The organism is Kitasatospora sp. NPDC023176 (assembly GCF_055560495.1).
The window spans coordinates 88,926-114,361 of the sequence record NZ_JBVHIP010000012.1; the positions used below are offsets into that span (position 1 = coordinate 88,926).

Consider the following 25,436-nt stretch of genomic DNA (forward strand, 5'->3'; position numbering starts at 1 on the left):
CCCGGTTCGCCCCCGTTTGCTGAGAGCTGTCTCACAGATCAACAGATCAATCGGAAATTAACCTCCTGGTCCGCGTGCGCTCTGTTTCCGCCGAGTAACCCGTGGGAGGATCTGCGGGTCGTCCCCGGGGGAGCCCGCGGACGGCGCCACCGGGGCAGGACAGGGCGGGGAGGACACACCCATGGGCGGGGCTGCACAGCGCACGGAGACGTCAGGGGTACGCCCCTGGGTACGGGCGGCCCTGCGGTGCGGAGCCGTCCTCGCGGCCGCCGCACTCGCCCTGCCGGCCGCCACCCAGGCCGCCTACGCCGCCCCCGACCCCGGCGCCGGCGTCGCCGTCGCACCCGGAGCCGACCCGCTCGCCGCCGCCAAGGCCACCCTCGGACCGCTGCTCGACCAGCTCCACGGGCTCTACCAGAGCGCCGAGGCCGCCACCGAGCAGTACAACGGCGCGGTCGCCAAGGTCACCGAACAGCAGACCGCGCTCACCGACCTCCAGGGCAAGCTCGACCGGCAGCAGAAGCAGGTCGACGCCGGGACGGACATCGCCTCCCAGCTCGCCGCCGCCCAGTACCGCAACGGCGCCACCTCGGCCTACGCCGAACTGCTGCTCTCCAAGGACCCGTACGAGGCCGTCACCATCGCCGAACTGCTGGCCGCGGCCAGCCGCTCGCAGTCCGAGTTCCTGGACAGGCTGAAGGCCGACCGGGAAGCGCTCGACGGACTGAAGAAGCAGACCGAGGACGCCCTCAAGACCTCCCAGGCGCTGGTCACCCAGCAGGACGCCGCCAAGACCAAGGTCGCGGCCGACCTCGCCTCGGTCGAGCAGCTGGTCTCCTCGCTGACCGGCGCCCAGCGGACCGAACTCGAACAGCTGGAGAAGGCCCAGGCCGACGAGGCCCAGCTCGCCTTCCTCGCCTCCGGGGCCCTCGGCAAGGGCGAGCGCACCCCCTCGCTGACCGGTCGCGGCGCCGTCGCCTTCGCGCTCGCCCAGATCGGCAAGCCGTACCTGTGGGGCGGCACCGGCCCGGACTCCTACGACTGCTCCGGCCTCACCTCGCAGGCCTGGCTGCACGCCGGGAAGGCCATCCCGCGCACCAGCCAGGAACAGTGGGCGCAGCTCCAGCACGTCCCGCTCAACCAGCTGCGGCCCGGCGACCTGGTCGTCTACTTCCAGGACGCCTCGCACGTCGCGATGTACATCGGCGGCGGACTCATCGTCCAGGCCCCGCGGCCCGGCGCCTTCATCAAGGTGTCGCCGATCGGCTCGATGCCGATCCTCGGCGCCGTCCGGCCCGACCCGGACGGCGCGGCGGACGACGCCGGCGGCACCTGGAAGGTGCCGGACCTGCCGAAGGGCTGGGACGCGGCCACCCCGATCGCGCCCAGCCCGGCCAACCAGACCCCGAACCCGCCGGCGCCCGGCGGCACCCCGGCCACCCCCGCCCCGGCCACGCCCACCCCCGGCGGCACCGGCACGCCGACCGACCCGGGCACCCCGACCGGGACGCCCACCGGCACGCCGACGCAGACCCCGACCGGCACCCCGACCCAGACGCCGACCGGTACGCCGACCGGGACGCCCACCGGTACGCCGACGCAGACCCCGACCGGCACGCCGACCGGCACCGGCACCCCGAGCACCACCGGCTCGTCGAGCGCCTCCGTGCCGGGCAGCCCCACGGCCACGCTGCCGCTGGGCGGCCTGCTGCACTGACACCCGGCACCGGCCTGGAGCCGGCCCGGCACGGGGAGGCCGCCCCGCGTCACCGGACGCGGGGCGGCCTTCGGGCTGTCCGGGGGGCTACTCGGCGGTGCCGGTGTCGGGCTCGAAGCGGATGACGACGGCCTTGGAGGTGGGGGTGTTGCTGATGTCCGCGGTGGAGTCGAGCGGGACCAGGACGTTGGTCTCCGGGTAGTAGGCCGCAGCGCCGCCGCGGGCGACGGGATAGTGGACGACGCGGAAGTGCGGGGCGCGGCGTTCGGTGCCGTCCGTCCACTCGCTGACCAGGTCGACGTACCGGCCCTCGGCGAGGTCCAGCTCGGCGGCGTCGGCGGGGTTGACCAGGACCACCCGGCGGCCGCCCTTGATGCCGCGGTAGCGGTCGTCGAGGCCGTAGATCGTGGTGTTGTACTGGTCGTGGGAGCGCAGGGTCTGCAGCAGCAGCCGGCCCGGCGGGACCTCGGGGGCGGTCAGCGGGTTGACCGTGAAGTTGGCCTTGCCGGTGGCGGTGGGGAAGGTGCGGGAGTCGCGCGGACCGTGCGGGAGGGTGAAGCCGCCGGGGCGGCGGACCTTCTCGTTGTAGTCCTCGAAGCCCGGCACCACCCGGGCGATCCGGGCGCGCAGGGTGTCGTAGTCGGTCGCGAAGTCCTCCCACGGCACGGTGTCCCGCGGGCCGAGGACGGCCCGGGCGAGGCGGCAGACGATCGCGGTCTCGGAGAGCAGGCCGGGGGCGGGCGGGCGCAGGCCGCCGCGGGAGGAGTGGACCTGCCCCATCGAGTCCTCGACGCTGACGAACTGGGCGCCGGCGTCGGTGACGTCCCGGTCGGTGCGCCCGAGGGTGGGCAGGATCAGGGCGCGGGCGCCGGTGACCACGTGCGAGCGGTTGAGCTTGGTGGAGACGTGGACGGTCAGCCGGCAGCGCCGTATCGCGGCCTCGGTGACCTCGGTGTCCGGGGTGGCCGCGACGAAGTTGCCGCCCATCGCGAAGAACACCTTGACCCGGCCGTCCCGCATCGCGCGGATGGTGTCCACCGAGTCGTGGCCGTGCTCGCGCGGCGGCTCGAAGCCGAACTCCTTGCCCAGCGCGTCGAGGAAGGCCGTCGACGGCCGCTCGAAGATGCCCATGGTGCGGTCGCCCTGGACGTTGCTGTGCCCGCGCACCGGGCAGACCCCGGCGCCGGGGCGGCCCACGTTGCCGCGCAGCAGCAGGAAGTTGACCACCTCGCGGATGGTCGGCACCGCGTGCTTGTGCTGGGTGAGACCCATCGCCCAGCAGACGATGATCTTCTTCGAGGCCAGCACCAGCCGGCCGAGCTCCTCGATCTGCTCCCAGGGCAGGCCGGTCGCGGCGAGCACCTCGTCGCGCTCGGTCTTCAGCGCCTGCGCCTCGAACTCCTCGTACCCGTGGCAGTGCTCGGCGATGAAGGCGTGGTCGACGCCGTCCTGCTCCAGGACGATCCGGTTGAGCGCGCGGAACAGTGCGAGGTCCCCGCCGAGGCGGATCTGCAGGAACAGGTCGGTCAGCTTGGTGCCGTGGCCGACCAGGCCGCGGGCGTGCTGCGGGTTCTTGAACCGCTCCAGGCCCGCCTCCGGCAGCGGATTGACGCTGACGACGGTCGCGCCGGCCCGCTTGGCGCGCTCCAGGGCGGAGAGCATCCGGGGGTGGTTGGTGCCCGGGTTCTGGCCGGCCACGATGATCAGGTCGGCCTGGTAGAGGTCCTTGAGGCTGACGCTGCCCTTGCCGACGCCGAGCGTCTCGGTCAGCGCCGAACCGGACGACTCGTGGCACATGTTGGAGCAGTCCGGCAGGTTGTTCGTCCCGAGCCGGCGGGCGAACAGCTGGTACGCGAACGCGGCCTCGTTGCTGGTGCGGCCCGAGGTGTAGAAGGCGGCGCCGTCCGGGGTGTCCAGGGCGCGCAACTCCTCGGCGATCAGCGCGAAGGCGTCGTCCCAGGAGACCGGGGTGTAGTGGGTGGCGCCCTCGTCCAGCAGCATCGGCTGGGTGAGCCGGCCCTGCTGGCCCAGCCAGTAGCCGGAGCGCCCGGCCAGGTCGGCGACCGGGTGGGCGGCGAAGAACTCGGCCCGGATCCGGCGCTCGGTGGCCTCCTCGGCGACGGCCTTGGCGCCGTTCTCGCAGAACTCGGCGGTGTGGGTCTTCTCCGGCTCGGGCCAGGCGCAGCCGGGGCAGTCGAAGCCGTTCGGCTGGTTGACCTTGAGCAGGGTGGCGAGGGTACGGCGGGCCCCCATCTGCTCGGCGGCCATCCGCAGGCTGTGGCCGACGGCGGGCAGGCCGGCCGCCGCGTGCTGGGGCGCGGACACCTCGGGGGCGTCCTGCGCCGGGTCGCTCTGCGGGGCCTGCTTGGCCATGACTGCGCTCCTCGGACTGTGCTGGTGCGAGCCGGCGCACCGTTGCGCGGCTCTCCCGTCCATCCTTCCACCCGGGGCGTGTCTTGAGGATCCCTGCCGGGTCCGCGGCGTTGGGGCACGCACCCCAACGCCGCGACCTATCCGACAAGATCCACAAGACGCGCCCGAGGCCGTGCCGGGGGGAGGGCCGTCGGTAGAGTCTGGGCGTCACAACGGGAGGGGGAGGGGCACGTGCGAGTCGGGGATGTTCTGGACGGCCGGTACGAGTTGCAGGAGAAGCTCGGGCAGGGCGGCTTCGGAGTGGTGTGGCGGGCCCAGGACACCCGGATGCGGCGGCCGGTGGCGGTCAAGGTCATCGGGCACCACGGCGGCGACCAGGCGAAGGCCGCGCTGCGGTTCGTCCGGGAGGCCTGCGCGGCCGGCAACCTCTCGCACCCGCACATCGTCACCGTGCACGACCTCGGGCAGAGCGAACTCGCCGACCAGCAGGTCACCTTCCTGGTGATGGAGCTGCTCACCGGCCGCACCCTGACCGAGGTGCTGCGGGCGGGCCTGCCCGAGCCCGCGCTCAGCCTGCGCTGGGGGCGGGAGATCTGCGGAGCCCTGGCGGCGGCCCACGACGCGGGCATGGTGCACCGGGACATCAAGCCGGACAACGTGATGATCACCGACGCCGGGCACCTCAAGGTGCTGGACTTCGGCATCGCCCAGCTGGACATCGGCGCCGGCGGGCTGACCACCACCGGGACGATCGTCGGCAGCCCCGCCTACATGGCGCCGGAGCGGTGGACCGGCGGCCGGGTGGACGGCCGGGCCGACCTCTACGCACTGGGCTGCGTCCTCGTCGAACTCTTCACCGGGGCACGGCCGTTCAGCGGCGACTCGACGCCGGTGCTGATGTACCAGCACCTCAACGAGCCGCCCCCCGCACTGGACCCGACGCAGTTCGGACTGCCGCCGCAGGTGGCCGGGCTGGTCGCGGAGCTGCTGGCGAAGGACCCGCAGCAGCGGCCGGCCGACGCCCGTACGGTCGAGCGGCGGCTCGGCGAGCTGGCCGGGTGGCGGGGCGGCGGGGCGGGGGCGGCGGTTCCGACGGTGGTGGACCGGGCGGGGCCGGTGGGTCCGTCGACTCCTCCGGCTCCTTCGGATTCCGTCGGGTCCGCCGCTCCGGTGGCCGCGGTTGCGGTGGGTCCGGTGGGTCCGGTGGTGCCGCCCGTGCCGGTGGCGCCTCCGCCGCTGCCGCCCGTCGCCCCGTCCGCCCTGCCTGCTCCGTCCGCCCGGCCCGCCCCGCCCGCGATGCCTCCGGCGCCGCCCGCCGTTCCCGGGATCCCGTCCGTGCTGTCCCCGCTGACCACCCCGCCGGTGGTCGTCGCCGCGCCGGCCGACGACGCCGTCCGGGCCGGGCTGCGCGAGCGCCGGTCGGCCGCGTACCGGGCGGCGACGGCCGGGGAGTCGGCGATCCTGCTGCAGACGATCGCCCGGGAGAGCGTCACCGCGCTCGGGCCGGCCGACCGGGACACCCTGGGCGCCTGGCGGGACTTCAGCTGGTACCTCAGCCGGACCGGCGATCTGGACGGTGCGATCCGGCTGCTGTCCAGCGTGGTGGGCGACATGCGCTCGGCGCTCGGCCCGGCCGACCCGGACACCCTGGGCGCCCGCTACCACCTGGCCTGGTGCATCGGCGAGAGCGGCTCGTCGGTCACCGCGGTCCGGCTGCTGCACGAACTGCTGCCGGACCTCACCGCGGCCTGGGGCCCGCAGGACAGCCGGGTGCTGAAGGCCCGGCACGACCTCGCCGTCCACCTGGCCAACCGGGGCGACCTGCAAGGCGCGACGGCGCACCTGCACGCCCTGCTGCCCGAGCTCGCGCGCTCGCTGGGCGAACACCACCCGAGCACCGTCCAGGCCTGGCAGGACCTGGCCGGCTACCAGCAGCGGCTCGCCCAGGCCGGGCGCAAGGGCGGCACCCGCCGCCTCCGGACGCCGAAGATCAGCCGGCTGGAGATGCTGATGCTGGTGCGGCGCCTGCGGGTGTGGGACTTCGCCACCGACCAGGAGGGCGCCGCCCACGTGGCCGCGCTGGAGCGGGGCATCGGCCTCAAGGGCGTCGCCGACGTGGTCTTCGAGGCGCCGGACCACGTCTCGGACGAGGACCTGGTGGAGGAGATCTTCGGCCCCTGAGCGCTCGGGACCCTGAGTGCTTGAGGCCCAGAGCACTTGAGGCCTTGAGCGCTTGAGGCCCTGAGCGCCGTAGCGCCCTTCCCGGGTGCGCCTCACCCCACCAGCGCCGCCGCCGGGAGCGCCGCCAGCGCCCGGAGCAGTGCCCGGGCGGCGGCGTCGTTCTGCCGGAAGCCCGGCGAGTTGGTGCGTGGACGGGCGAAGGCGGCGGCCGCCCGCAGGCTGGTGTGCGGGCCGAGCGCGGTGCGGCGCGGGTGCGGGGCGCCGCCCAGGGCCGGGTCGATCAGCCGGCTGTCGGACGGGTCGATGGTGACCAGGCCGGAGCGGTGGGTGTGCTCCGCGTCGCTGACCACCTCCTCCACCACCCGTCCGGCGCGGTGCAGTTCGCCCAGGACGGGGTCGAGGGTGCGGGCCAGCGCGTGCTTGGGCAGGTAGGCCTCGACCAGCGCGGTGGCGGTGACGGTGTGGCCGGGCACGGTGGCGCCGGAGGCCCGCCAGGTGCCGGTGGGCTCGTCCCGTTCGACCCGTACGTCCGCGCCGAGGAAGCGCACCACCCCGGCCTCGGAGAGCGCGAGCAGCTGGCGCAGCCGGAAGCCGGGCGGGCCGGAGGCGAGGAAGTTGAAGTAGCCGAAGAACCAGCCGTCCACCTCCTCGGCGACCGAGCGGGCGGTGAGCCGGCGGGCGGCCAGCAGCCGGGGGAGCTGGCCGAACAGGGAGAGCAGGGCGAGGAAGGCGCCCAGGTCGGCGCTGTGGGCCGGGTCGGCGTGGCGGTCGGCGTCGGCGGTGATGTAGCCGCGCAGCTGGGCCTGCAACTCCTCGGTGGAACCGAGTCGGAGCCCGGCCAGCGGGTGGTCGAGCCGTTCGAAGTCGATCCGGTCGCCCGGATCGGGGACGGCCTCGGCGACCAGCGCGGCGAGTTCCGGGGAGTACCAGCCGTGCCGGTCGTACCGGTCCAGGAACTGCGGCCAGGGCAGCGCGGTGCGCTCCGGGTGGGCGTGGAACAGCTCGTGGTAGTGCCCGAAGCCGATCTCCTTGGCCATCGACGGCCAGACGTCGCGCCGCAGTTCGAGCGGCCGGCCGGTGGCGAGCAGGGCGTCCACGGCGGCCGCGTCGAAGTACCGGGGGAGCGGGGCGGGTGGCCCCTGGAGCCGGTAGTCGGTCTTGGAGTGGTACGGGACGCCGCGCCGGGAGCCCAGGTGCAGCACCGGTTCGCGGCCGGACGGGAGGTAGCGCAGCGCGGGCCCGTCGCCGGTGGGTTCGAAGCGGCCGCCGCGCCCCTCGGTGAGCATCGCGACCAGGTCGACGGAGGCCAGGCCGAGGCCGCGCAGCACCACCGGCTCGCCGGGCGCGATCCGGGCCAGCTCGGCCTCGATGTCGGTGGAGTAGGCGGGCGGGAGGTGGAAGCGGCCGTGCCGGGCGGCGAAGGCGGCGTCGGCGGCGTACCGGGGGTGCGGGGCGGAGTCGAGGTGGCCGAGGGTGAGGGCGACGTGGTCGGCGGTGAGCGTGCCGCCGTCGAGGTGGACGGTCTGCGGGCCGTCGGCCGGTCCGTCGATCCGCCGTACGGTGCCGCGGTGGACGGTGACCGTGACGTGGGCCGGCAGGTCGGCGACGGCGCGGCGGAACACCCAGTCCAGGTAGGCGCTCTGGGCCCGCCGGGTAGGGAAGTCGGTGGGTGCCAGCTCGCGCAGCTCGGCCCGGACGGCCGGATCGGCGACCTCCCGGTAGGGTGCGAACTCCCGCTGCCGGAGGGCCCATTCGGCCAGTGAGGGGCCGGGTCGGACCGGTCCTTCGATGGTGGCGCGCTCGTCGGTGAACATGGTGACGTCCTCGGCCATCGAGTTCATCCGCAGCAGCGGGGACTGCTCGTGGCGCCAGATCCGGCCCGCGCCGGGCGGGTACGGGTCGACCAGGTGGATCTCCAACGGCCGGTCGGCGGGCAGCAGTTCGGCGGCGTTGGCGGCGATCCGCTCCAGCAGTCCGGTGCCGCGCGGCCCGGCGCCGACGATGACCAGGGACGTCATGCCCGGACCGCCTTCCCGAAGGCCGCGCGGGCGCGCTGCAGCGGGGTGGGCGGCAGGCCGTCCCGGGTGGCTCCCCTGGCGAAGTGGCGTTCGAGGTAGTACTGGCCGACGGACAGCACGGTGGTGACCACCAGGTACCAGATGGTGGCGACCATCAGCATCGGGATGACCCGGTAGGACTGCAGGTAGACCAGCTGCACCGAGTAGAGCAGGTCGGAGACGGCCAGCACGCTGACGATGCTGGTGCCCTTGAGCGCGCCGATCAGCATGTTCCCGGCGGTCGGCACGATCGCGCGCATCGCCTGCGGCACCACGATCCGGCGCAGCACCCGCCACCGGCCGAGCCCGAGCGCGGCGGCGGCCTCCAGCTGGCCGCGGTCCACGGAGAGGATGCCGCCGCGGATCACCTCGGCGGCGTACGCGGTCTCCAGCAGGGTGAGGCCGATGACGGCGGTCAGGGTGGGGCCGATCAGGTTGACGGTCTTCACCGTGACGAACTCGGGGCCGAACGGGATGCCCAGGCCGAGGGTCGGGTAGAGCGCGCCGATGTTGAAGAAGAACAGCAGCTGCACCAGCGGCGGGGTGGAGCGGAAGACCCAGATGTAGGCCCACCCGATCGTGCGCAGCACCGGGTTGGTGGACAGCCGCATGGTGGCGAGGACGGTGCCGAACACGAAGCCGAGGGCGAGGGTGACGGCGGTCAGCCACAGGGTGAGGGTCAGGCCGTCGAGCACGGACCGGGCGGTGAACCACTCGGCGACCACGCTCCACTGGAAGGCCCTGTTGCGGATCACCGAGCTGACCGCCATCGCGGCCAGCAGCAGGGCGACACCGGCGGCGATCCACTGTCCGGGCTTGCGGCGGGCGACGATCCGGGCCTCGGGGGCCGGGGGCGGCGGTGGGCCGGCGGCGAGGGTGGAGGCGGGAGCGGGGGCGGGCAGGACGTCCTGCGGGGTGGCCATGGCGGCGGCTCCTGGGCGGAGTGCGGGCGGGGAGAGGTACGGGTGTGATCACGTACGGGCCCTCGGGCGCCGGTCCGCGTCCCTCAACACGGCCGGCGCAGCGCACTGCACTCCGCGTCGATCGTACGCATGCGCGATCGACGGCTGTCAAGGGCGATCGGACCGCGATCGGGGTCGGTCCGGGGTCGGTTCGGGGCCGGTCCGGGGTCGCTCGCAACACGCCGGAAACGCGACAGGAGATCGCAACAGTGCGGCAATGATGCACGGTTGACGGACCGCTCGGCCGACTGCTCAACTTGAGGCCATGTACGCCGAGCAGCCTCTGGTCACCCGCGACCACATCGACTTCGGTCGAGTGTGGTCCGCGGCGTGTCGCGGCTGACCCGGCAGCGGGCCGCCCGTCCGGCCCTGATTCTCCTCGGGGAGTCCTCCCTCGGTGTGCCCCGTCGTGGGCCGGGAACCGTCGTCCGTCGCGTCAACTGACGGACCATCAGGCGCACGCTGCCGCCTCGCACTTCACCGCCCTCGCACCGCGCTCCGGCAGTTCCCCCTCGCACGCCCTCGCCCCGTCACCGCTCCACCGCCCGACGGCCGCGCCCCGCCGCGGCTGCCTCCGGTCTGCCCACCCGCAGCCCACCGGACCGGACCCACCCCGAAAGGTTCCGCCATGCCCGTCGAATTCCTCGGCATCGCCGCCACCGGCGACGGCTCGGAGACCAACCCGCGCACCACCGCCTCCTTCGACCGCGACTACACCCTGCGGCTGGCCCGGGCACACGAGGACCACGGCTGGGACCGGGTGCTCTTCGCGTACGGCTCCGGCTCCCCGGAGCCCGCCGCCGCGGCGGCCTTCCTCGCCTCGCACCTCGACACGCTGCAGATCCTGCTCGCGCACCGGCCCAACGTCTCCTACCCGACCTTCGCCGCCAAGACCTTCGCCACCCTCGACCGGATCAGCGACGGCCGGCTGACCGTCCACTTCATCACTGGCGGCACCGACCACGAGCAGCAGCGCGAGGGCGACTTCCTCACCAAGGACCAGCGCTACGAGCGCACCCGCGAGTACATCGGCATCGTGAAGAAGGCGTGGACCAGCCGGGAGCCCTTCGACCACGAGGGCCCGCACTACCGCTTCAACGACTTCGTCTCCGACGTCTTCCCGGTGCAACAGCCGCGCCCGGCGGTCTCCTTCGGCGGCTCCTCGGACGCCGCCTACGCGGCCGGCGGCGCCGAGGCCGACATCTACTGCCTGTGGGGCGAGCCGCTGGCCCGCACCGCCGAGCAGATCGAGCGGGTGAAGGAGGCGGCGCGGGCCGCCGGGCGGACGGACCCGCCGCGGATCCAGGTGGCGTTCCGGCCGATCATCGCGCCGACCGAGGAGCTGGCCTGGGAGAAGGCGCACCGCACGGTGGCCGCCATCCGGGCCCGCCGGGAGAGCGGGCAGCTCGCCCCCCGTCGCCGTCCGGTCGGCGCCGCCCCGGAGACTGCGACCCCTGAAAACGTCGGCTCCCAGCGGCTGATCGAGATCGCCGAGGCCGGCGAGCGCTACGACCGCGCGCTGTGGACCCCGACCGCCGCGGCCACCGGCGGGGCGGGCAACTCCAACGCGCTGGTCGGCACCCCGGAGACGGTCGCCCAGGCGCTGCTGGACTACTACGACCTCGGCGTGGACATCCTCTCCGCCCGCGGCTACGACCTGCTGGACGACGCGATCGACTTCGGCCGGTACGTCATCCCGATCGTCCGCGAGGAGGTCGCCAAGCGGGACGCCGCCAAGGCCGAGGCGGCGGCGCGCGCCGAGCGGGACCGGCACCAGCTGATCGCGGTGCAGGCTTGAGCGGCGCGGACGTGGCCGGCGCGGACGTGGCCGGTGCCGGCGTGGCCGGTGCCGGAGTGCGTGGCGCCGGCGTGAGCGACGTACCCCGGGAAGAGTTCCGCCGGGTCACCCTGGACGACCCGCTGGTCGAACCGCTCCTGCGCGAACTCACCCACGAGTACGTCACCCGTTACGGCCCCGGCGCCCACCAGGAGATGGCCCGCTACCCGGTCGACGCCTTCGCCGAGCCGCACGGCGTGCTGCTGCTCCTGCTGGAGGACGGCGAACCCGTGGCCGGCGGCGCGTACAAGCGGTACGACGAGCACACCGCCGAGGTGAAGCGGATGTGGACCCACTCCGCGCACCGCCGTCGCGGCCTGGCCCGCCGGGTGCTGGCCGAACTGGAGCGCACAGCCGCCGCCGCCGGCTACCGCCGGATCCACCTCACCACCGGCCCGCGCCAGCCCGAGGCCAAGGGCCTCTATCTGGCGGCCGGCTACACCCCGCTGTTCGACGTCACCGCCGACCTGACCACCGGCCCGCTCCCGTTCGAGAAGTCCCTGCCGGCCCTGCTCCCGACCCACTGAAAGGCCCCCCGTGAGAACCACCACCGCTCGCCGCCGCCTCCTCGCGACCACCGCCCTGCTGCCGGTCCTGGCGCTGGCCGCGTGCGGCTCGGACCCGAAGATCGCGGGCGCGGCCGGAGCGGGCGGGCCGGCCGCCACCGCCACCGAGGACGTCGTCTCCGGCCTGGCCAGGTCGGAGGCCGCCGCCGCGCTGCTGCCCGAGGAGGTGCGCAAGTCCGGAGTGCTGACGTTCGGTTCGTCCATCGGCGCCCCGCCCAGCGCCTACTACGCCGACCAGGCGAGCAGGAAGCCGGTCGGGGTCGACGTGGACTTCGGCGACGCCGTCGCCAAGCTGCTCGGACTGACCGTGCGGCGCCAGGAGGCCGCCTTCGAGACCATCCTGCCCGCCCTGGACAGCGGCAAGTTCGACGTCGGCACCGGGAACTTCGGGGTCACCACCGCGCGGCTGAAGACCGTCGACTTCGTCACCTACATCGACGACGGCCAGGGCTTCGCGGTGAAAAAGGACGACACGGCCGTCCAGCCGGTCACCGACCTGACCCAGCTCTGCGGACTGACCATCGGCACCGGCGCCGGCACCACCTTCGAGACCACGCTCAACAGCAAGAAGGGCGTCTGCGCCGACGCCGGGAAGAAGCCGTACGAGGTCAAGGCGTTCAGCGAGGGCGGCGCCCTGCTCACCGGCCTCCAGCAGGGCCGGGTGGACATCGAGATGTCCACCATCAACGGGCTGCGCCACCAGGCCGCGCAGGAGGCCGCCGGGGTGCGCTTCCTCAACGAGTTCCACCGGCTGGACGTCGGCTTCGCCTTCAAGAAGGGCTCCCCGCTCACCCCGGCCTTCCAGGCGGCCGTCAACCAGCTGATCAAGGACGGGACGTACGAGCGGATCCTCCGCAAGTGGGGGCTCACCGACTCGGCGATCAAGGAGTCGCAGATCAGCCCGCCCGAACACCCGTGACGCCAGGGCCCGTTGAAGGAGTCCCCCGATGACCCCCGTGACCGTCGACACCCCCGCACCACCGTCCCCGCCCGGACTCGCCCCCGGCCCGGGCCCCGGCCTCGACGCCGCCGAACTGGACGGCCTGCGGACCGTCCCCGCCCGGCACCCCTGGCGCTGGGCGGCCGGGATCGCCGCCCTCGTCGTGCTGGCCCAGTTCCTGCACGGCCTGGCCACCAACCCCGGCTGGGACTGGGCCACCTTCCGGCTGTACTTCACCGCCGACACCATCCTGCGGGCGATCGGCCGCACCCTCGAACTCACCGCCTACGGCACCGCCCTGGGCTTCCTGCTCGGCGCCGTGGTGGCCGGGATGCGGCTGTCCCGCAGCGCGGTGCTGCGGACCATCGCCTGGGCGTACGTCTGGGTGTTCCGCTCGATCCCGCTGATCGTCCAGCTGGTGTTCTGGTTCAACCTCTCCTACCTCTACAAGCGGTTCGGCTTCGGCATCCCGTTCGGCCCGACCTTCGGGGACTTCGAGACGGTCGGCGTGCTCGGCGCGCTCGGGGCCGCCGTGCTCGGCCTCGGGCTGCACCAGGCCGCGTTCGCCGCCGAGATCATCCGCGGCGGCATCATCGCGGTGGACGCCGGCCAGCGCGAGGCCGCCGCCGCGCTCGGCATCCCACGCCGTCGGCAGGCCTGGCGGATCGTGCTGCCGCAGGCCATGCGGGGCATCCTGCCGGCCGCCGCCAACGAGGTGATCTCGCTGCTCAAGGGCACCTCGGTGGTCTATGTGATGGCCATCGGCGAGCTGTTCTACCAGGCCCAGGTGATCTACGGCCGGACCGGCCGGGTGGTGCCGCTGCTGATGGTCGCCACGGTCTGGTACGTGGTGCTGACCACGGTGCTGTCGATCGGCCAGTACTACGTCGAGCGCTACTTCTCCCGCGGCACCCTGCGCACCCCGCCGCCCACGCCGCTGCAGCGCCTGCGGACCGTCCTGCGGAGCCTGCCCGCCCGTACCAGTGCCCGTACCCCCGGAGGAACCCCGTGACCGCGCTGACCAAGGCCGATCCGCCCCAGGCCGTCCCGCCCCAGGCCGTCCCGGACCGGACCGCCCCGATGGTGCAGGTCCGCGGCCTGCACAAGAGCTTCGGCCCACTGGAGGTGCTGCGCGGGGTCGACCTGGACGTCCCGGCCGGCTCGGTCACCGTGGTGCTCGGCCCGTCCGGCTCCGGCAAGTCCACCCTGCTGCGGGCGATCAACCACCTGGAGAAGCTCGACCGCGGCTACGTCGCCATCGACGGCGAACTGATCGGCTACCGCCGCTCCGGCGACCGGCTGTACGAGCTCAAGGAGCGCGAGGTGCTGCGCCAGCGCACCGGCATCGGCTTCGTGTTCCAGAACTTCAACCTCTTCCCGCACCTGACCGTGCTGGAGAACCTGGTGGAGGCGCCGATCGCCGCGCTGGGCCGGCCCCGGGCCGAGGCCAGGGCGGCGGCGCGGGCGCTGCTGGAGCGGGTCGGGCTGGCCGACAAGGCCGCCGCGTACCCCCGGCAGCTGTCCGGCGGCCAGCAGCAGCGGGTGGCGATCGCCCGGGCGCTGGCCCTGGAGCCCAAGGTGCTGCTGTTCGACGAGCCCACCTCGGCGCTCGACCCCGAGCTGGTCGGCGAGGTGCTGGACGTCATCAAGGACCTCGCCCGCAGCGGCACCACGATGATCGTGGTCACCCACGAGATCGGCTTCGCCCGCGAGGTCGCCGACACCGTGGTCTTCATGGACGGCGGCGTGGTGGTCGAGCAGGGCCCGCCCGACGAGGTCCTGGACCGCCCGCGGCACGAGCGCACCCGGGTCTTCCTGGCGAAGGTCCTGTAGCCCCCCCACCACGCGACAAGCCCCCCAACCCGCCTTCACCGAGCAGGAGTCCCGCCATGTCCCTACCCCGTCGCGCCCTCGTGACCGCCGCCGGCTCGCTCGCCGCCGCCCTCGTCCTGGCCGGCTGCGGCAGCGGCGCGAGCGGCGCCTCGGCGGAGCTCGCCCCGGCCAAGGGCAGCACCGCGCCGGACGGCACCGTGGTGAACCTCTCGCCCCGGCAGAACCGGGTCGGCACGCCCAAGGTCGACGCCATCGCGGCGCTGGTGCCGGAGGAGATCCGCAAGAGAGGCACCCTGAGAGTCGTCGACTCCATCGGCTCCACCCCGCCGCTGGACTTCTACGCCGACGACGACAAGACCATCATCGGCGTCGAGCCGGACATCGCCTCGCTGATCGGCGACGTGCTCGGCCTCAAGGTCGAGTTCAACCCGGTCTCCTGGGAGAACATCTTCGTCGGCCTGGACAGCGGCAAGTACGACGTGGGCCTGTCCAACATCACCGTCACCGAGGAGCGCAAGGAGAAGTACGACTTCGCCACCTACCGGCTGGACGTCCTCGGCTTCGAGGCGAAGAAGGGCAGCGGCCTCAAGGTCACCGGCGCCAAGGACCTGGCCGGCCGGTCCGTCGGCGTCGCCACCGGCACCAACCAGGAGAAGCTGCTGATCTCCTGGAGCGAGGAGAACGTCCGCAACGGCCTCAAGCCGATCGACATCAAGTACTTCTCCGGCACCGAGTACTACCTGGCGCTCTCCTCCGGCCGGATCGACGTCTACACCGGCCCCAACCCCAGCCTGGCCTTCCACGCCGTGCAGACCGGCCAGACCGAGGTGGTCGGCACCTTCTCGGGCGGCGGCGCCGACGTCCTCGGCAAGATCGCGGCGACCACCCACAAGGACAACGGGCTGGTCAAGGCGCTCAACGGTGCGCTGGACGAGGTGATCCGGAACGGCACGTACGGACAGGTGCTCAAGCGCTGGGGCCTGGAGAACGAGGCGGTGCCGACGTCGGAGATCAACCCGGTCGGCCTCCCCAAGCCCAAGCCGTGACACCAGGCCCTGCTTCGTTCACCCGTTCGTCCCCGACCGCCGCTATGGTGACCCCGCCGACGGCGAACGCCGTTCGGGCGCGGGCACGTTGGGGGAGTGCATGCACAAGGGCAAGGTGCTCGGCGGACGCTTCCGGCTGGACGAGTGGCTGGGCAAGGGCGGCTTCGGCGTGGTCTGGCGGGCGACCGACACCGTGCTGGACCGGCCGGTCGCGGTCAAGCTGCTGCTGGCCGAGCACGCCGCGGACCGGGAGGCCGTCGCCCGGTTCGTCCGCGAGGCCAAACTGGCGGGCAACCTGTCCAACCCGCACATCGTCACCGTGCACGACTACGGCCGGGTCACCGACGTCACCGGCGAGATCCACTACCTGGTGATGGAACTGGTCTGCGGCCGCCCGCTGTCCGTGGTCCTCAAGGACGGCCTGCCGGACCACGGGCGGGCGCTCGTCTGGATGGCGCAGATCTGCGAGGCGCTGGACGCCGCGCACCGCAGCGGGGTCGTCCACCGGGACATCAAGCCGGAGAACGTGATGATCACGGACGGCGGGGACCGCGCCAAGGTGCTGGACTTCGGCATCGCCCGGCTGCTCACCCAGTCCACCGGGCTCACCTCCACCGGCAGTGTGGTCGGTACCGTCCCGTACCTGGCACCCGAGTGCTGGTCCGGCGGCACCGTCGACGGCCGGGCCGACCTCTACGCCTTCGGCGTGATGCTGTACGAGGTCAGCACCGGCCGGCGCCCGTTCCGCGCCGACTCGCCCTTCGACTACATGCGCAAGCACATGACCGACACCCCGCCCCGGGTGCGCGGCAAGGACCCGGCACTGGCCGAGCTGGTCGCCCAGCTGCTCGCCAAGCGGCCCGCCGACCGGCCCGCCGACGCCGCCGAGGTGCTGGAACGGCTGCGCGGGATCCGGCCCGGGATGCTGCGGCCGGACGACCCCAGTCCGGAGCAGCTGCGCCGCCGGGCCGACCTGGCCTGGCAGCACGGCGCCGAGGGCCGGGCCGGGGACGCCGTGGACATCCTGGTGCAGCTCGTCCCCGACTTCGCCCGGATCTGCGGCCCGGCCGACCCGCGCACCCTGCGCAGCTGCCACGACCTGGCCCTCTGGCTGGCCCGGGACGGCCACCGGGGCGCCGCCGCCGCCCTGTTGGAGGCGCTGACCGAGCAGCCCGGCACCGCCCCGGAGGCCCGGGCCGACCTGCGGCGCGACCTCGCGCACTGGCAGCGGGAGGCCGCCCGGCTCGGCCCGGGGCCGGGGCGGACGCTAGACCTGCGGGTACTGCTCGGCGGCGGCGCGCAGCGCCGCTGAGGCGCCCGCGGCGATCGGGTCGCCGTGCCCGAAGACCGCCGTCTCCACCGGCAGCGCGGCCAGCCGGTGGAAGGAGGCGAAGGCGCGGGCCGGGTCGGTGTGGAACACCCCGGGCCTGGTCTGCCCCTGCACGTTGGACACCACGTCCCCGGTGAACAGCACCCCGGGCCCGGGCAGGTGCAGTGCGATGCTGCCGTCGGTGTGGCCGGGCACGTGCACGACCACCGCGCCGCCGCCGATGTCCAGCACGTCCCCGTCCTCGACCTCGCGGTGCACCGGGCAGGGCTCGGCCGGCGGCATCGGCGGCAGCCCGTCCCACAGCTGCTGTTCGAAGGGGCTGAGCACCGGCGGCGCCGCCGGCTGCTCGCGCCGGACGACCGGTGCCTCCAGCCGGTGCGCCACCACCTCGGCGCTCCAGCGGCGGGCCAGCTCGGCGGCCGAGCCGGTGTGGTCCTCGTGGTGGTGGGTGAGCACGATCCGGCGCACGGCCGTCGGCTTCAGCCCGATGGTGCGGATTCCCTTCTCGATCCCCTCCGCCGATCCGGCGATGCCGGTGTCGACCAGGGTCAGTCCGTGGTCGTCCCGCCAGAGGTAGGCGGTGCCGAACTCCAGGGTGATCATGTGCAACTCGTCGCGTACCCGGGTGATCTCCATGCCCCGGATCCTGCACCCTGCGGCGCCCCGGCACGCGGGCGTTCGCTCAGGGCCTGTCCTCGCCGCCGACGGATCCGCCACCGATGGATCCGCCGCTGGCGGGCGCCGGGCGGCTGTCAACCGTACGGGTCACCTATTCGGGCCCCGGTGCCCTGGTGCGATTTGATGGGAATCCGCCCATCGGGACGGTCTGGTCCACCGGCCCGGGCCGTTGATATACCTCGTTGCCAGACTCGGGAGCGGTGTCCGCGCCGCCCCGGTGAGCTGCGACGAAAGGCTGGTGACGGATCCATGAAGCTCCTTCGCGTCGGACCCCCGGGCGCCGAGCGCCCGGTCCTGCTGGGCGAGGACGGCACCGCGTACGACCTCTCCGGGCGGGCCCGTGACCTCGACGGGGCCTTCCTGTCCGGGCTGGACACCACCGAGCTGGCCCGGGAGGCGGCCGCCGGCGTCCTGCCGGTGGTGGACCTGGACGGCCTGCGGGTGGGCGCCCCGGTGGCCCGGCCGGGCAAGGTGGTCGGCATCGGGCTCAACTACCGCGACCACGCGGCCGAGGCCGGGGCCGCGATCCCGGACGAGCCGGTGATCTTCCTCAAGCCGAGTTCCACCGTGGTCGGCCCGTACGACGAGGTGCTGGTGCCGCGCGGCGGCGAGAAGACCGACTACGAGGCCGAGCTGGCGATCGTCATCGGCCGCACCGCCCGCTACCTGGACTCGCACGCCGAGGCCGCCGGGGTGATCGCCGGCTACACGATCGCCAACGACGTCACCGAGCGGGCCTTCCAGTTCGAGCGCGGCGGCCAGTGGGACAAGGGCAAGTCGGCGGAGACCTTCACCCCGCTCGGGCCCTGGCTGGTCACCGCCGACGAGGTGGCCGACCCGCAGGCGCTGGCGCTGCGGCTGTGGGTCAACGGCGAGCGGCGGCAGCACGGCAACACCGCCGAGATGATCTTCCCGGTGCTCGAACTCGTCCGCTACGCCAGCCAGTTCATGGTGCTGGAGCCCGGCGACGTGATCGTCACCGGCACCCCGGCCGGGGTCACCCTGGGCCACCCGGGCAAGCCGTTCCTCGCCCCGGGGGACGTCGTCGAGATCGAGATCGACGGCCTCGGCCGCCAGCGCCAGGTGCTCGGCAAGGCCTAGCCGACGCGCCGCGCCGCGCCGCGCCGACCCGACCCTTGGCACGGGGGTCGGGAGGCCTCACCGAACCGCAGCTACGAACCGCCGCTACGAATCGCCGCTACGAAGCACCGCCCGCAGCCGCTCGGCCCGCTCCGCGCGCGGCCCCTCCAGCGCGAGCAGCCCCGCCAGCACCTCCGCCGTCTGCGGATCGTGCAGCGCCGTGGCCGCCGCCATCGCCGTGAACTGGTCCACCAGCCAGTCCCGCAGTCCGTCGACCGGCAGCTCGCGCCCCTCGTCCAGCCAGCTGAGCGACGCCCCCTCGACCACCGCGATCCAGGAGCGCACCAGCAGGGTCAGCCGCGGCCCGGCCTCCCGTACGCCCAGGTGCCGCAGGGTCCGCTTGAGCGCCGCCCGCCGGACGTCGTCCACGATCGCCGTGGTGCGGGCCGTCTCCACCACCGAACCGCCGCGCAGCAGCGCCGAGTAGCCGGCGTCGTGCTCGGCCACGAAGGCGAAGTAGCCGTCCAGCGCGGCCGCCAGCTGCTCGGACGGCGTCCCGGTCGGCGGGACGACGAACCGGCCGGTCAGTTCGTCCGCCGCGGTGCGCAGCGCGGCCTCGTACAACTGCTGCTTGCCGCCCGCGAAGTAGCGGTAGACCAGGGGCCGGGAGGCGCCGGCGGCCTCGGCCACGTCGTCCAGGCCGACTTCCTCGGGCGGCCGGGAGGCGAACAGCTCCAGGGCGACCGCGATCAGCTGCTCGCGCCGCTGTTCGACCGGCAGTCGCCGGTAGCCGGAGCGGCGCGGGCGCGGTTGGGGGGCGGCCTGGGCGGGCTCCGGCTCGGTTGCCGTGGTGGGGCGGGCTTCCATGGCCGTCAGCGTAATGGGCGTCGGACCGATCGGGACCTGTCGCGCACCGGATCTCTCCGAACGGGTGTTCAGGTCGCGCACTGTGCGTCAGAACCGAACCGCAGCAGGTCAACAGAGGGCATCCGGGGCTTGCAATCGGCCCGGGCACCGAGATGATGTCCGAATGGTTGAAGAACTGATCACCACCGGCGGGGACACCCCCCGCCGCATCGCCGACGGATACGTCCAGGCCCTGGCCGACCTCGATCCGCTGACCGCGGTGTACCTCGGCCTCAACCCGGAGGACGACCGGCTGCCCGACCTGTCCCCGGCCGGCTTCGAGGCGATCGCCGACCTCGGCCGCCGCACCCTGGCCCGGCTGGACGAGGCGGAGCGGGCCGGCGCCGCCGACGACGAGGTGGAGCGCCGCTGCGCCCGTCTGCTGCGCGAGCGGCTGAGCGCCGAACTCGCCGTGCACGACGCGGGGGAGGACTACCGCGCGGTGCGCAACCTGGGCTCCCCGGTGCACAACATGCGGGAGGCCTTCACCCTGATGGCCACCGGCACCGAGGCCGAGTGGCAGCTGGTCGGCCGTCGGCTGGCCCGCTTCCCGCTGGCGCTGGAGCAGTACCGGCGGACGCTGGCCGAGGGCATCGAGCGCGGCCTGCTGTCCGGCCCGCGCCAGGTGGAGACGGTGGTCGGCCAGTTCGGCGAGTGGCTGTCCGGGCACGCGGCGGAGGAAGGCGCGCCGGGTGGCGGCTCGGACGAGGGCGGTGCCCGGCGACGGGCGGGCTGGTTCGGCGAGTTCGTCCAGGACGCGCCGGAGGCCGTACGGGCCGAGCTGACCGGGCACGCGGTGGCCGCCGCCGACGCGCTGGCCGCGCTGCGGGACTGGCTGCGCGATGTGTACGGGCCGGCCGCGGCCGACACCCCGGACACCGCGGGCCGGGAGCGCTACGGCCGCTGGGTGCGCTACTGGACGGGCGCCGACCTGGACCTGGACGAGGCGTACGCGTGGGCCTGGAGCGAGTTCCACGACCTGCTCGCGCAGATGGAGGCCGAGGCCGAGAAGGTCCGCCCGGGCGTCGGCCCGATGGCGGCGATGAAGTGGCTGGAGACGGACGGCCCGGCGATCGAGGGCGCCGAGGCGGCCCGGGAGTACCTCCAGGGCCTGATGGACCAGGCCATCCGGGACCTCCAGGGCACCCACTTCGACCTGGCCGAGCCGGTCACCCGGGTCGAGTCGCGGATCGCCCCGCCCGGCAGTGCCGCCGCGCCGTACTACACCCAGCCGGCGCTGGACTTCAGCCGTCCGGGGCGGACCTGGCTGCCGGTGCTCGGCGAGGAGCGCTTCCCGGTCTGGGACCTGGTGTCGACCTGGTACCACGAGGGCGTCCCGGGCCACCACCTGCAGCTCGCGCAGTGGGTGTACGTCGCGGACCGACTCTCCAACTACCAGGTGAGCCTCGGCGGGGTGAGCGCCAACCTGGAGGGCTGGGCGCTCTACGCCGAGCGCCTGATGGACGAGCTCGGCTACCTCACCGACCCGGGCCACCGGCTGGGCTTCCTGAACGCCCAGATGATGCGGGCGCTGCGGGTCATCGTCGACATCGGCATGCACGTCGGCCTGGACTTCCCGGCGGACTCCCCGTACCGGCCGGGCGAGCCGGTGAGCCCGGAGTACGCGCGGGAGTTCTTCGGCCGCTACTGCGGACTGTCCGCCGACTTCCTGGACAGCGAGCTGGTGCGCTACCTGGGCATGCCCGGCCAGGCGATCGGCTACAAGCTGGGCGAGCGCGCCTGGCTGCGCGGCCGGGCGGCGGCGCGGGCGGCGCACGAGGCGCGCGGTGAGGAGTTCGACCTCAAGGCCTGGCACATGGCGGCGCTCTCGCAGGGCTCGCTGGGGCTGGACGACCTGGTCACGGAGCTGTCCGCGCTCTGAGCGGGGTGGGGGCCAGGGCCCCGGGACTCGGTCAGGAGTCCCGGGGCCCTGGTCCTTTTGTCCGACAAAGGTCGATTTGGTGAGGTTTTTCCTTGCCATTCCCCTGGGGCGGCGTTTGGCTGGAAGGCGACTGCGTGACCTCTCCGTCCCCCGTTCGGAAGGCTCGACCAGTGTCTGCTCAAGCCGTCACCGGTCATGAGGAAGCGGACAGCCGCCGCTGGTGGGCGCTGGCGGTCATCGCCATCGCCCAGCTCATGATCGTCCTCGACATCACCATCGTGAACATCGCACTGCCATCGGCCCAGCGAGACCTGGGCATCTCGGACGCGGACCGGCAGTGGGTGATCACCGCCTACACCCTCGCCTTCGGCGGGCTGCTGCTGCTCGGCGGCCGGCTGGGCGACCTCTTCGGCCGCAAGCGCGTCTTCATCATCGGCCTCCTGGGCTTCGCCCTCGCCTCCGCCCTCGGCGGCGCGGCGGTCAGCCCGGCCATGCTCTTCGGCGCCCGCGCCCTCCAGGGCGCGTTCGGCGCCCTGCTCGCCCCCTCCGCGCTGGGGCTGCTCTCCACCACCTTCTCCAACCCGAAGGAACGCAGTACGGCCTTCGGCATCTTCGGCGCGATCGCCGGTGGCGGCGCCGCGATCGGCTTCATCGCCGGCGGCCTGCTGACCGAGTACCTGAACTGGCGCTGGTGCCTGTTCGTGAACTCCCCGATCGCCGTGGTCACCGCCCTCGCGGCGTTCCGGGTGCTCAACCGCGACCACATCGCCAAGGGGCGCCGGATCAAGCTCGACCTGCCCGGGGCGCTGCTCGGCTGCGGCGGCCTGCTGGCCATCGTGTTCGGCACCTCCGAGGCCGTCACCCGGGGCTGGAGCGACGGCCTGGTGATCGGATCGCTGCTGCTGGGCGTGGTGCTGCTCGGGGTGTTCGTCCTGGTCGAGAAGCGCTCCGCGCACCCGCTGCTGCCGATCCACATCGTGGCCGAGCGCAACCGCGGTGGCGGCGCGCTCTCGGTGGGCCTGGCCATGGTCGGCATGTTCGGCCTGTTCCTGTTCCTGACGTACTACATGCAGGCGATCAAGCACTTCTCGCCGGTGGTCTCCGGCATCTCCTTCCTGCCGATGACGGCTGCCATCGTGCTGAGTTCGACCGGCGTCGCGGCCCGGCTGATGACCAGGGTGCCGTCCCGGAACCTGATCACCCCCGGGCTGCTGCTGGCCGCCGGCGGCATGGCCTGGCTGACCCAGATGAAGGTGGACAGCCCGTGGGCCGCGATGGTGCTGCCCTCGGTGCTGCTGATCGGCTTCGGCATGGGCCTGGTGTTCATGCCGGCGATGAGCCTGGCCACCCTCGGGGTCGCCCCGAACGAGGCCGGCGCGGCCTCGGCCACCATCAACTCGGCCCAGCAGGTGGGCGGTTCACTCGGTACGGCACTGCTGAACACGATCGCCGCCAGCGCCACCGCCTCGTACCTGTCGACCCGGCTCGCGGGCGGTCCGCTGGTGCGGGCCCAGGGCGCGGTGCACGGCTACGTGGTCGCGACCTGGGTGGCGATGGGCGTGCTGCTGCTGGCCGCGCTGGTCGCCTTCCTGATGATCGACCACCGTCCGGCGCCCGGTGAGGCGACCGCCGTCCCGGGCGCGGTGGAGGTGCCCGCCGCCGTGGACGGGTCCGTGGTGGACGGGGCCGTCCTGGACGGCCGGCCGAGCCCCAGGGCCGCGGCCATCGCCGATGTGCGGGCCCATGTGCAGCCCGGGGTCCGGGCGGAGACGGGGGCGGAGCGGCCACCGGCCGACTGACGGGAGCGCCCCGACTGAAAGCTTGCAGCAAGGTCTGCGGTCAACCTCCGGCGCCTGCTCGACTCCTGGCCACCGTCCGGGGATCGAGGAGGCGCCGTCGTGCCGCCGAGCGGGTGATGCCCGGTGGTGGACACCGACGGTGCCGGGGACGCCTTCGCCGCCGGCTTCCGGTGCGCCTGGTTCCGCGGCCACCCGCCGCGGGACCGCGCCCGGGCCGGCTCGGCCGCGGGGGCCTTCGCCCGCACCTCCGCCGCGGGACGCACACCGGCTTCATCGCGGCGGCCGCCTTGGATACCCTCCTGACCCGGTGAGCGATTCTCATCGAGCTCCAAGCCTGCGGTAACGCGCCTTCCAGGCTGAGGCGTCATAGTCATGGACCGAACGAGGCGCCACCGACCACGGCAGGGGAGTCAGAAATGGGCGATCACCGCCGCGCAAGGTCCCGCCGCCACCGCCTGCTGGCCCCTTCGCTGTTCACCGCGCTGTCCGCGGTCGTGGTGGCCAGCGTGGTGGCCGGCACCCACGGGTTCGGCCTGTCCGACGCGACGGCCGCCGGGAAGGAGGCCCGCAGCGTCCGGGCCGTCTCGCCCGCCCCGGCGGCCTCCCCGGCCGCCACCACGGCGGCGCCCGCCTCGCCCGGCCCGGCCGCCGACACCACCCAGAGCGCGGCGCCGACTCCCGGCGACACCCCGGCCCCCGGGGACGCCCCGACGGCCACCGACACCCCGACCGTCCCAGCCTCCGCCCCCGCCACCCCCGACGTGCACAGCGCGGCGTTCGGGACGACCGCTTCCGCCCCCGCCGACAACCGGGAGACCTCCACCGTCGGCGCCCTGTTCAGCGGTCCGGTCGCGGCCGGCAACCACTTCTGCACCGCCAGCGTGCTGCACAGCGCCACCGGCAACCTGCTGCTGACCGCCGCCCACTGCCTCAGCAGCGCCGACGGCGTGACCTTCGCCCCCGGCTACCGGGACGGCTCCGCCCCGTACGGCACCTGGCGGGTGACCGCGGTGCACACCGCCGCCGGCTGGTCCCAGAACGGTGACGTGGACGAGGACTTCGCGATCCTGGAGACCGCCCCCAACAACGGCCGCAAGGTCGAGGACGTGGTCGGCGGCAACAAGCTGGGCACCGACGAGCCCTTCGGCGCCACCGTCCGCCTCTACGGCTACCCGGCCGACGCCGAGGCGCCCAGCCTGTGCACCAACACCACCGGGCAGCAGAGCAGTTACCAGCGCGCCGTCCAGTGCCCGGCCTACCCGGCCGGCACCAGCGGCGGCCCGTGGATCAACACCGCCACCGGTGACGTGGTCGGCGCCATCGGCGGCTACCAGCAGGGCGGCGACTCCGACGACACCTCGTACAGCGCCTACTTCGACCACACCATCGCCACCCTGTACACCCAGGTCGAGGGCAGCGCCCCCTGACCCGCCGGCACCGGCCCGGGGGCAGCCGTGCCCGGGCATGACGAAGGCCCAGATCCGTGGATTCAACTCCACTGATCTGGGCCTCAGTTGCACTTGCTGCGAAGTGCCCCCGGTAGGATTCGAACCTACGCACCCGCCTCCGGAGGGCGGTGCTCTATCCCCTGAGCTACGGGGGCCTCTTGGCCTGTCGGTCACTTGCGCGTTCCGACGGGATGAACACTACCAGGCTTCCAGCGGCGTCCGTGCACGGGTTTCCGGAAAGATCGTCGGGGCGGGCCGGGCGGGCCGGGCGGTCCGGTGGGCGGAAGTGCCCAAAGGCCGGACGGGGCGCTGGGGTCGCCGATACCCTCGGTGAGGTGTCGGGAGTGTCCGGGCGGGTCCTCGTGGTGGACGACAGCGAGGTGATCCGCCAGCTGATCAGGGTCAACCTGGAGCTGGAGGGCTTCGAGGTGGTGACCGCCGCCGACGGCGCCGAGTGCCTGGAGGTGATCCGCCGGGTGAAGCCCGACGTGGTGACGCTGGACGTGATGATGCCGCGGCTGGACGGCCTGCGGACGGCGGCCCGGCTGCGCGCGACCCCGGACACCAGCGGGCTGCCGATCGCGATCGTGAGCGCCTGCACCCCGGCGGACCTCGACCTGGGGGAGGCGGTCGGGGTGGACGGCTACCTCGGCAAGCCCTTCGACCCCGCCGACCTGGTGGCCCTGGTCCGGCGGTTGATGCGGGCCGGGGAACGGTCCGAAGCGTTTCGCCCTGAGCGAACAGAACGGACTGATCGCGGCTGACACCCCCCGGCGGAGCGGTGCCGCGGCGTCTCAACCG

General features: G+C 73.6%; 20 protein-coding genes and 1 tRNA gene. 15 read left to right on the forward strand and 6 right to left on the reverse strand.

Annotated elements, in window-relative coordinates:
- The first annotated feature begins 181 nt into the window (after nucleotides 1-181).
- Nucleotides 182-1,717 carry an NlpC/P60 family protein gene (locus ACZ3YL_RS18845; RefSeq protein ID WP_223243054.1) on the forward strand — a complete coding sequence of 512 codons (1,536 nt, stop codon included), beginning with the start codon at nucleotides 182-184 and terminating at the stop codon, nucleotides 1,715-1,717.
- Nucleotides 1,718-1,804: 87 nt separating this feature from the next.
- On the opposite strand, the gene ACZ3YL_RS18850 is transcribed toward ACZ3YL_RS18845, so the two are convergent.
- Entirely contained in the window at nucleotides 1,805-4,090 is a 2,286-nt protein-coding gene (locus ACZ3YL_RS18850; protein ID WP_465658549.1) for an FdhF/YdeP family oxidoreductase, read from the reverse strand.
- A 231-nt stretch (nucleotides 4,091-4,321) separates the two neighbouring features.
- Between ACZ3YL_RS18850 and ACZ3YL_RS18855 the strand changes: the two genes are divergently transcribed.
- A complete protein-coding gene (locus ACZ3YL_RS18855; protein WP_465658551.1) occupies nucleotides 4,322-6,271 on the forward strand; it encodes a serine/threonine-protein kinase in 1,950 nt (649 codons plus the stop codon).
- 92 nt (nucleotides 6,272-6,363) lie between these two features.
- Here the strand turns inward: ACZ3YL_RS18855 and ACZ3YL_RS18860 are convergent, their stop codons facing one another.
- Together ACZ3YL_RS18860 and ACZ3YL_RS18865 are read right to left on the reverse strand one after the other, a co-directional pair.
- Nucleotides 6,364-8,289 carry an FAD/NAD(P)-binding protein gene (locus ACZ3YL_RS18860; RefSeq protein ID WP_188307949.1) on the reverse strand — a complete coding sequence of 642 codons (1,926 nt, stop codon included), beginning with the start codon at nucleotides 8,287-8,289 and terminating at the stop codon, nucleotides 6,364-6,366.
- Complete coding sequence (locus tag ACZ3YL_RS18865; RefSeq protein ID WP_465658553.1) at nucleotides 8,286-9,251, reverse strand: amino acid ABC transporter permease; 966 nt, start codon at nucleotides 9,249-9,251, stop codon at nucleotides 8,286-8,288. The genes ACZ3YL_RS18860 and ACZ3YL_RS18865 overlap by 4 nt, the downstream gene beginning before the upstream one ends.
- 667 nt (nucleotides 9,252-9,918) lie before the next feature.
- Here ACZ3YL_RS18865 and ACZ3YL_RS18870 point away from each other — a divergent pair.
- The 7 genes from ACZ3YL_RS18870 (at nucleotide 9,919) to ACZ3YL_RS18900 (ending at nucleotide 16,824) form a co-directional block, all read left to right on the forward strand.
- On the forward strand, nucleotides 9,919-11,088 hold the full coding sequence (locus tag ACZ3YL_RS18870) for an LLM class flavin-dependent oxidoreductase (protein WP_465658556.1): 1,170 nt from the start codon (nucleotides 9,919-9,921) through the stop codon (nucleotides 11,086-11,088).
- Nucleotides 11,089-11,159: 71 nt separating this feature from the next.
- On the forward strand, nucleotides 11,160-11,654 hold the full coding sequence (locus ACZ3YL_RS18875; RefSeq protein ID WP_317621336.1) for a GNAT family N-acetyltransferase: 495 nt from the start codon (nucleotides 11,160-11,162) through the stop codon (nucleotides 11,652-11,654).
- A 10-nt stretch (nucleotides 11,655-11,664) separates the two neighbouring features.
- The gene (locus ACZ3YL_RS18880; RefSeq protein ID WP_465658558.1) at nucleotides 11,665-12,612 is read left to right on the forward strand and encodes an ABC transporter substrate-binding protein; all 948 of its coding nucleotides are present in this window, start codon (nucleotides 11,665-11,667) and stop codon (nucleotides 12,610-12,612) included.
- Between the two features lie 28 nt (nucleotides 12,613-12,640).
- Nucleotides 12,641-13,645 (forward strand): amino acid ABC transporter permease, encoded by a 1,005-nt coding sequence (locus ACZ3YL_RS18885; RefSeq protein WP_465658560.1) that lies wholly within the window; start codon nucleotides 12,641-12,643, stop codon nucleotides 13,643-13,645.
- Between the two features lie 68 nt (nucleotides 13,646-13,713).
- Complete coding sequence (locus ACZ3YL_RS18890; protein WP_465658665.1) at nucleotides 13,714-14,466, forward strand: amino acid ABC transporter ATP-binding protein; 753 nt, start codon at nucleotides 13,714-13,716, stop codon at nucleotides 14,464-14,466.
- A gap of 56 nt (nucleotides 14,467-14,522) precedes the next feature.
- Complete coding sequence (locus ACZ3YL_RS18895) at nucleotides 14,523-15,512, forward strand: ABC transporter substrate-binding protein (protein WP_188307944.1); 990 nt, start codon at nucleotides 14,523-14,525, stop codon at nucleotides 15,510-15,512.
- Between the two features lie 100 nt (nucleotides 15,513-15,612).
- Nucleotides 15,613-16,824, forward strand: a complete 1,212-nt coding sequence (locus tag ACZ3YL_RS18900; protein ID WP_465658563.1) for a serine/threonine-protein kinase — start codon at nucleotides 15,613-15,615, stop codon at nucleotides 16,822-16,824.
- Here the strand turns inward: ACZ3YL_RS18900 and ACZ3YL_RS18905 are convergent.
- A complete protein-coding gene (locus tag ACZ3YL_RS18905; protein WP_465658565.1) occupies nucleotides 16,780-17,478 on the reverse strand; it encodes an MBL fold metallo-hydrolase in 699 nt (232 codons plus the stop codon). The genes ACZ3YL_RS18900 and ACZ3YL_RS18905 overlap by 45 nt on opposite strands.
- A 291-nt stretch (nucleotides 17,479-17,769) precedes the next feature.
- On the opposite strand from ACZ3YL_RS18905, the gene ACZ3YL_RS18910 reads away from it, so the two are divergent.
- Nucleotides 17,770-18,621 carry a fumarylacetoacetate hydrolase family protein gene (locus ACZ3YL_RS18910; RefSeq protein WP_188307941.1) on the forward strand — a complete coding sequence of 284 codons (852 nt, stop codon included), beginning with the start codon at nucleotides 17,770-17,772 and terminating at the stop codon, nucleotides 18,619-18,621.
- 84 nt (nucleotides 18,622-18,705) lie between these two features.
- Here ACZ3YL_RS18910 and ACZ3YL_RS18915 read toward each other — a convergent pair whose 3' ends face one another.
- Nucleotides 18,706-19,467: a TetR/AcrR family transcriptional regulator gene (locus tag ACZ3YL_RS18915; protein WP_188307940.1), complete on the reverse strand. Its 762-nt coding sequence runs from the start codon at nucleotides 19,465-19,467 to the stop codon at nucleotides 18,706-18,708.
- Between the two features lie 163 nt (nucleotides 19,468-19,630).
- Here ACZ3YL_RS18915 and ACZ3YL_RS18920 point away from each other — a divergent pair, with 163 nt between their 5' ends.
- From ACZ3YL_RS18920 to ACZ3YL_RS18935, 4 genes are all read left to right on the forward strand, one after another.
- Nucleotides 19,631-21,388 carry a DUF885 domain-containing protein gene (locus tag ACZ3YL_RS18920; protein WP_465658572.1) on the forward strand — a complete coding sequence of 586 codons (1,758 nt, stop codon included), beginning with the start codon at nucleotides 19,631-19,633 and terminating at the stop codon, nucleotides 21,386-21,388.
- A 170-nt stretch (nucleotides 21,389-21,558) separates the two neighbouring features.
- Nucleotides 21,559-23,187: an MFS transporter gene (locus ACZ3YL_RS18925; protein WP_465658576.1), complete on the forward strand. Its 1,629-nt coding sequence runs from the start codon at nucleotides 21,559-21,561 to the stop codon at nucleotides 23,185-23,187.
- A 126-nt stretch (nucleotides 23,188-23,313) separates the two neighbouring features.
- The gene (locus tag ACZ3YL_RS18930; protein ID WP_465658667.1) at nucleotides 23,314-23,490 is read left to right on the forward strand and encodes a PfkB family carbohydrate kinase; all 177 of its coding nucleotides are present in this window, start codon (nucleotides 23,314-23,316) and stop codon (nucleotides 23,488-23,490) included.
- A 113-nt stretch (nucleotides 23,491-23,603) separates the two neighbouring features.
- Complete coding sequence (locus tag ACZ3YL_RS18935) at nucleotides 23,604-24,614, forward strand: trypsin-like serine peptidase (RefSeq protein ID WP_465658581.1); 1,011 nt, start codon at nucleotides 23,604-23,606, stop codon at nucleotides 24,612-24,614.
- Nucleotides 24,615-24,718: 104 nt separating this feature from the next.
- Here the strand turns inward: ACZ3YL_RS18935 and ACZ3YL_RS18940 are convergent.
- A tRNA-Arg gene (locus ACZ3YL_RS18940) sits at nucleotides 24,719-24,790 on the reverse strand.
- Nucleotides 24,791-24,979: 189 nt separating this feature from the next.
- On the opposite strand from ACZ3YL_RS18940, the gene ACZ3YL_RS18945 reads away from it, so the two are divergent.
- On the forward strand, nucleotides 24,980-25,399 hold the full coding sequence (locus tag ACZ3YL_RS18945) for a response regulator (RefSeq protein ID WP_317621339.1): 420 nt from the start codon (nucleotides 24,980-24,982) through the stop codon (nucleotides 25,397-25,399).
- Nucleotides 25,400-25,436 lie beyond the last annotated feature (37 nt).

Coding starts and splice junctions, on each gene's coding strand:
- ACZ3YL_RS18845 (WP_223243054.1), top strand. CDS start 182: ATGGGCGGGGCTGCACAGCGCACGGAGACGTCAGGGGTACGCCCCTGG.
- ACZ3YL_RS18850 (WP_465658549.1), bottom strand. CDS start 4,090: ATGGCCAAGCAGGCCCCGCAGAGCGACCCGGCGCAGGACGCCCCCGAG.
- ACZ3YL_RS18860 (WP_188307949.1), bottom strand. CDS start 8,289: ATGACGTCCCTGGTCATCGTCGGCGCCGGGCCGCGCGGCACCGGACTG.
- ACZ3YL_RS18865 (WP_465658553.1), bottom strand. CDS start 9,251: ATGGCCACCCCGCAGGACGTCCTGCCCGCCCCCGCTCCCGCCTCCACC.
- ACZ3YL_RS18870 (WP_465658556.1), top strand. CDS start 9,919: ATGCCCGTCGAATTCCTCGGCATCGCCGCCACCGGCGACGGCTCGGAG.
- ACZ3YL_RS18885 (WP_465658560.1), top strand. CDS start 12,641: ATGACCCCCGTGACCGTCGACACCCCCGCACCACCGTCCCCGCCCGGA.
- ACZ3YL_RS18890 (WP_465658665.1), top strand. CDS start 13,714: ATGGTGCAGGTCCGCGGCCTGCACAAGAGCTTCGGCCCACTGGAGGTG.
- ACZ3YL_RS18895 (WP_188307944.1), top strand. CDS start 14,523: ATGTCCCTACCCCGTCGCGCCCTCGTGACCGCCGCCGGCTCGCTCGCC.
- ACZ3YL_RS18900 (WP_465658563.1), top strand. CDS start 15,613: ATGCACAAGGGCAAGGTGCTCGGCGGACGCTTCCGGCTGGACGAGTGG.
- ACZ3YL_RS18905 (WP_465658565.1), bottom strand. CDS start 17,478: ATGGAGATCACCCGGGTACGCGACGAGTTGCACATGATCACCCTGGAG.
- ACZ3YL_RS18910 (WP_188307941.1), top strand. CDS start 17,770: ATGAAGCTCCTTCGCGTCGGACCCCCGGGCGCCGAGCGCCCGGTCCTG.
- ACZ3YL_RS18915 (WP_188307940.1), bottom strand. CDS start 19,467: ATGGAAGCCCGCCCCACCACGGCAACCGAGCCGGAGCCCGCCCAGGCC.
- ACZ3YL_RS18920 (WP_465658572.1), top strand. CDS start 19,631: ATGGTTGAAGAACTGATCACCACCGGCGGGGACACCCCCCGCCGCATC.
- ACZ3YL_RS18935 (WP_465658581.1), top strand. CDS start 23,604: ATGGGCGATCACCGCCGCGCAAGGTCCCGCCGCCACCGCCTGCTGGCC.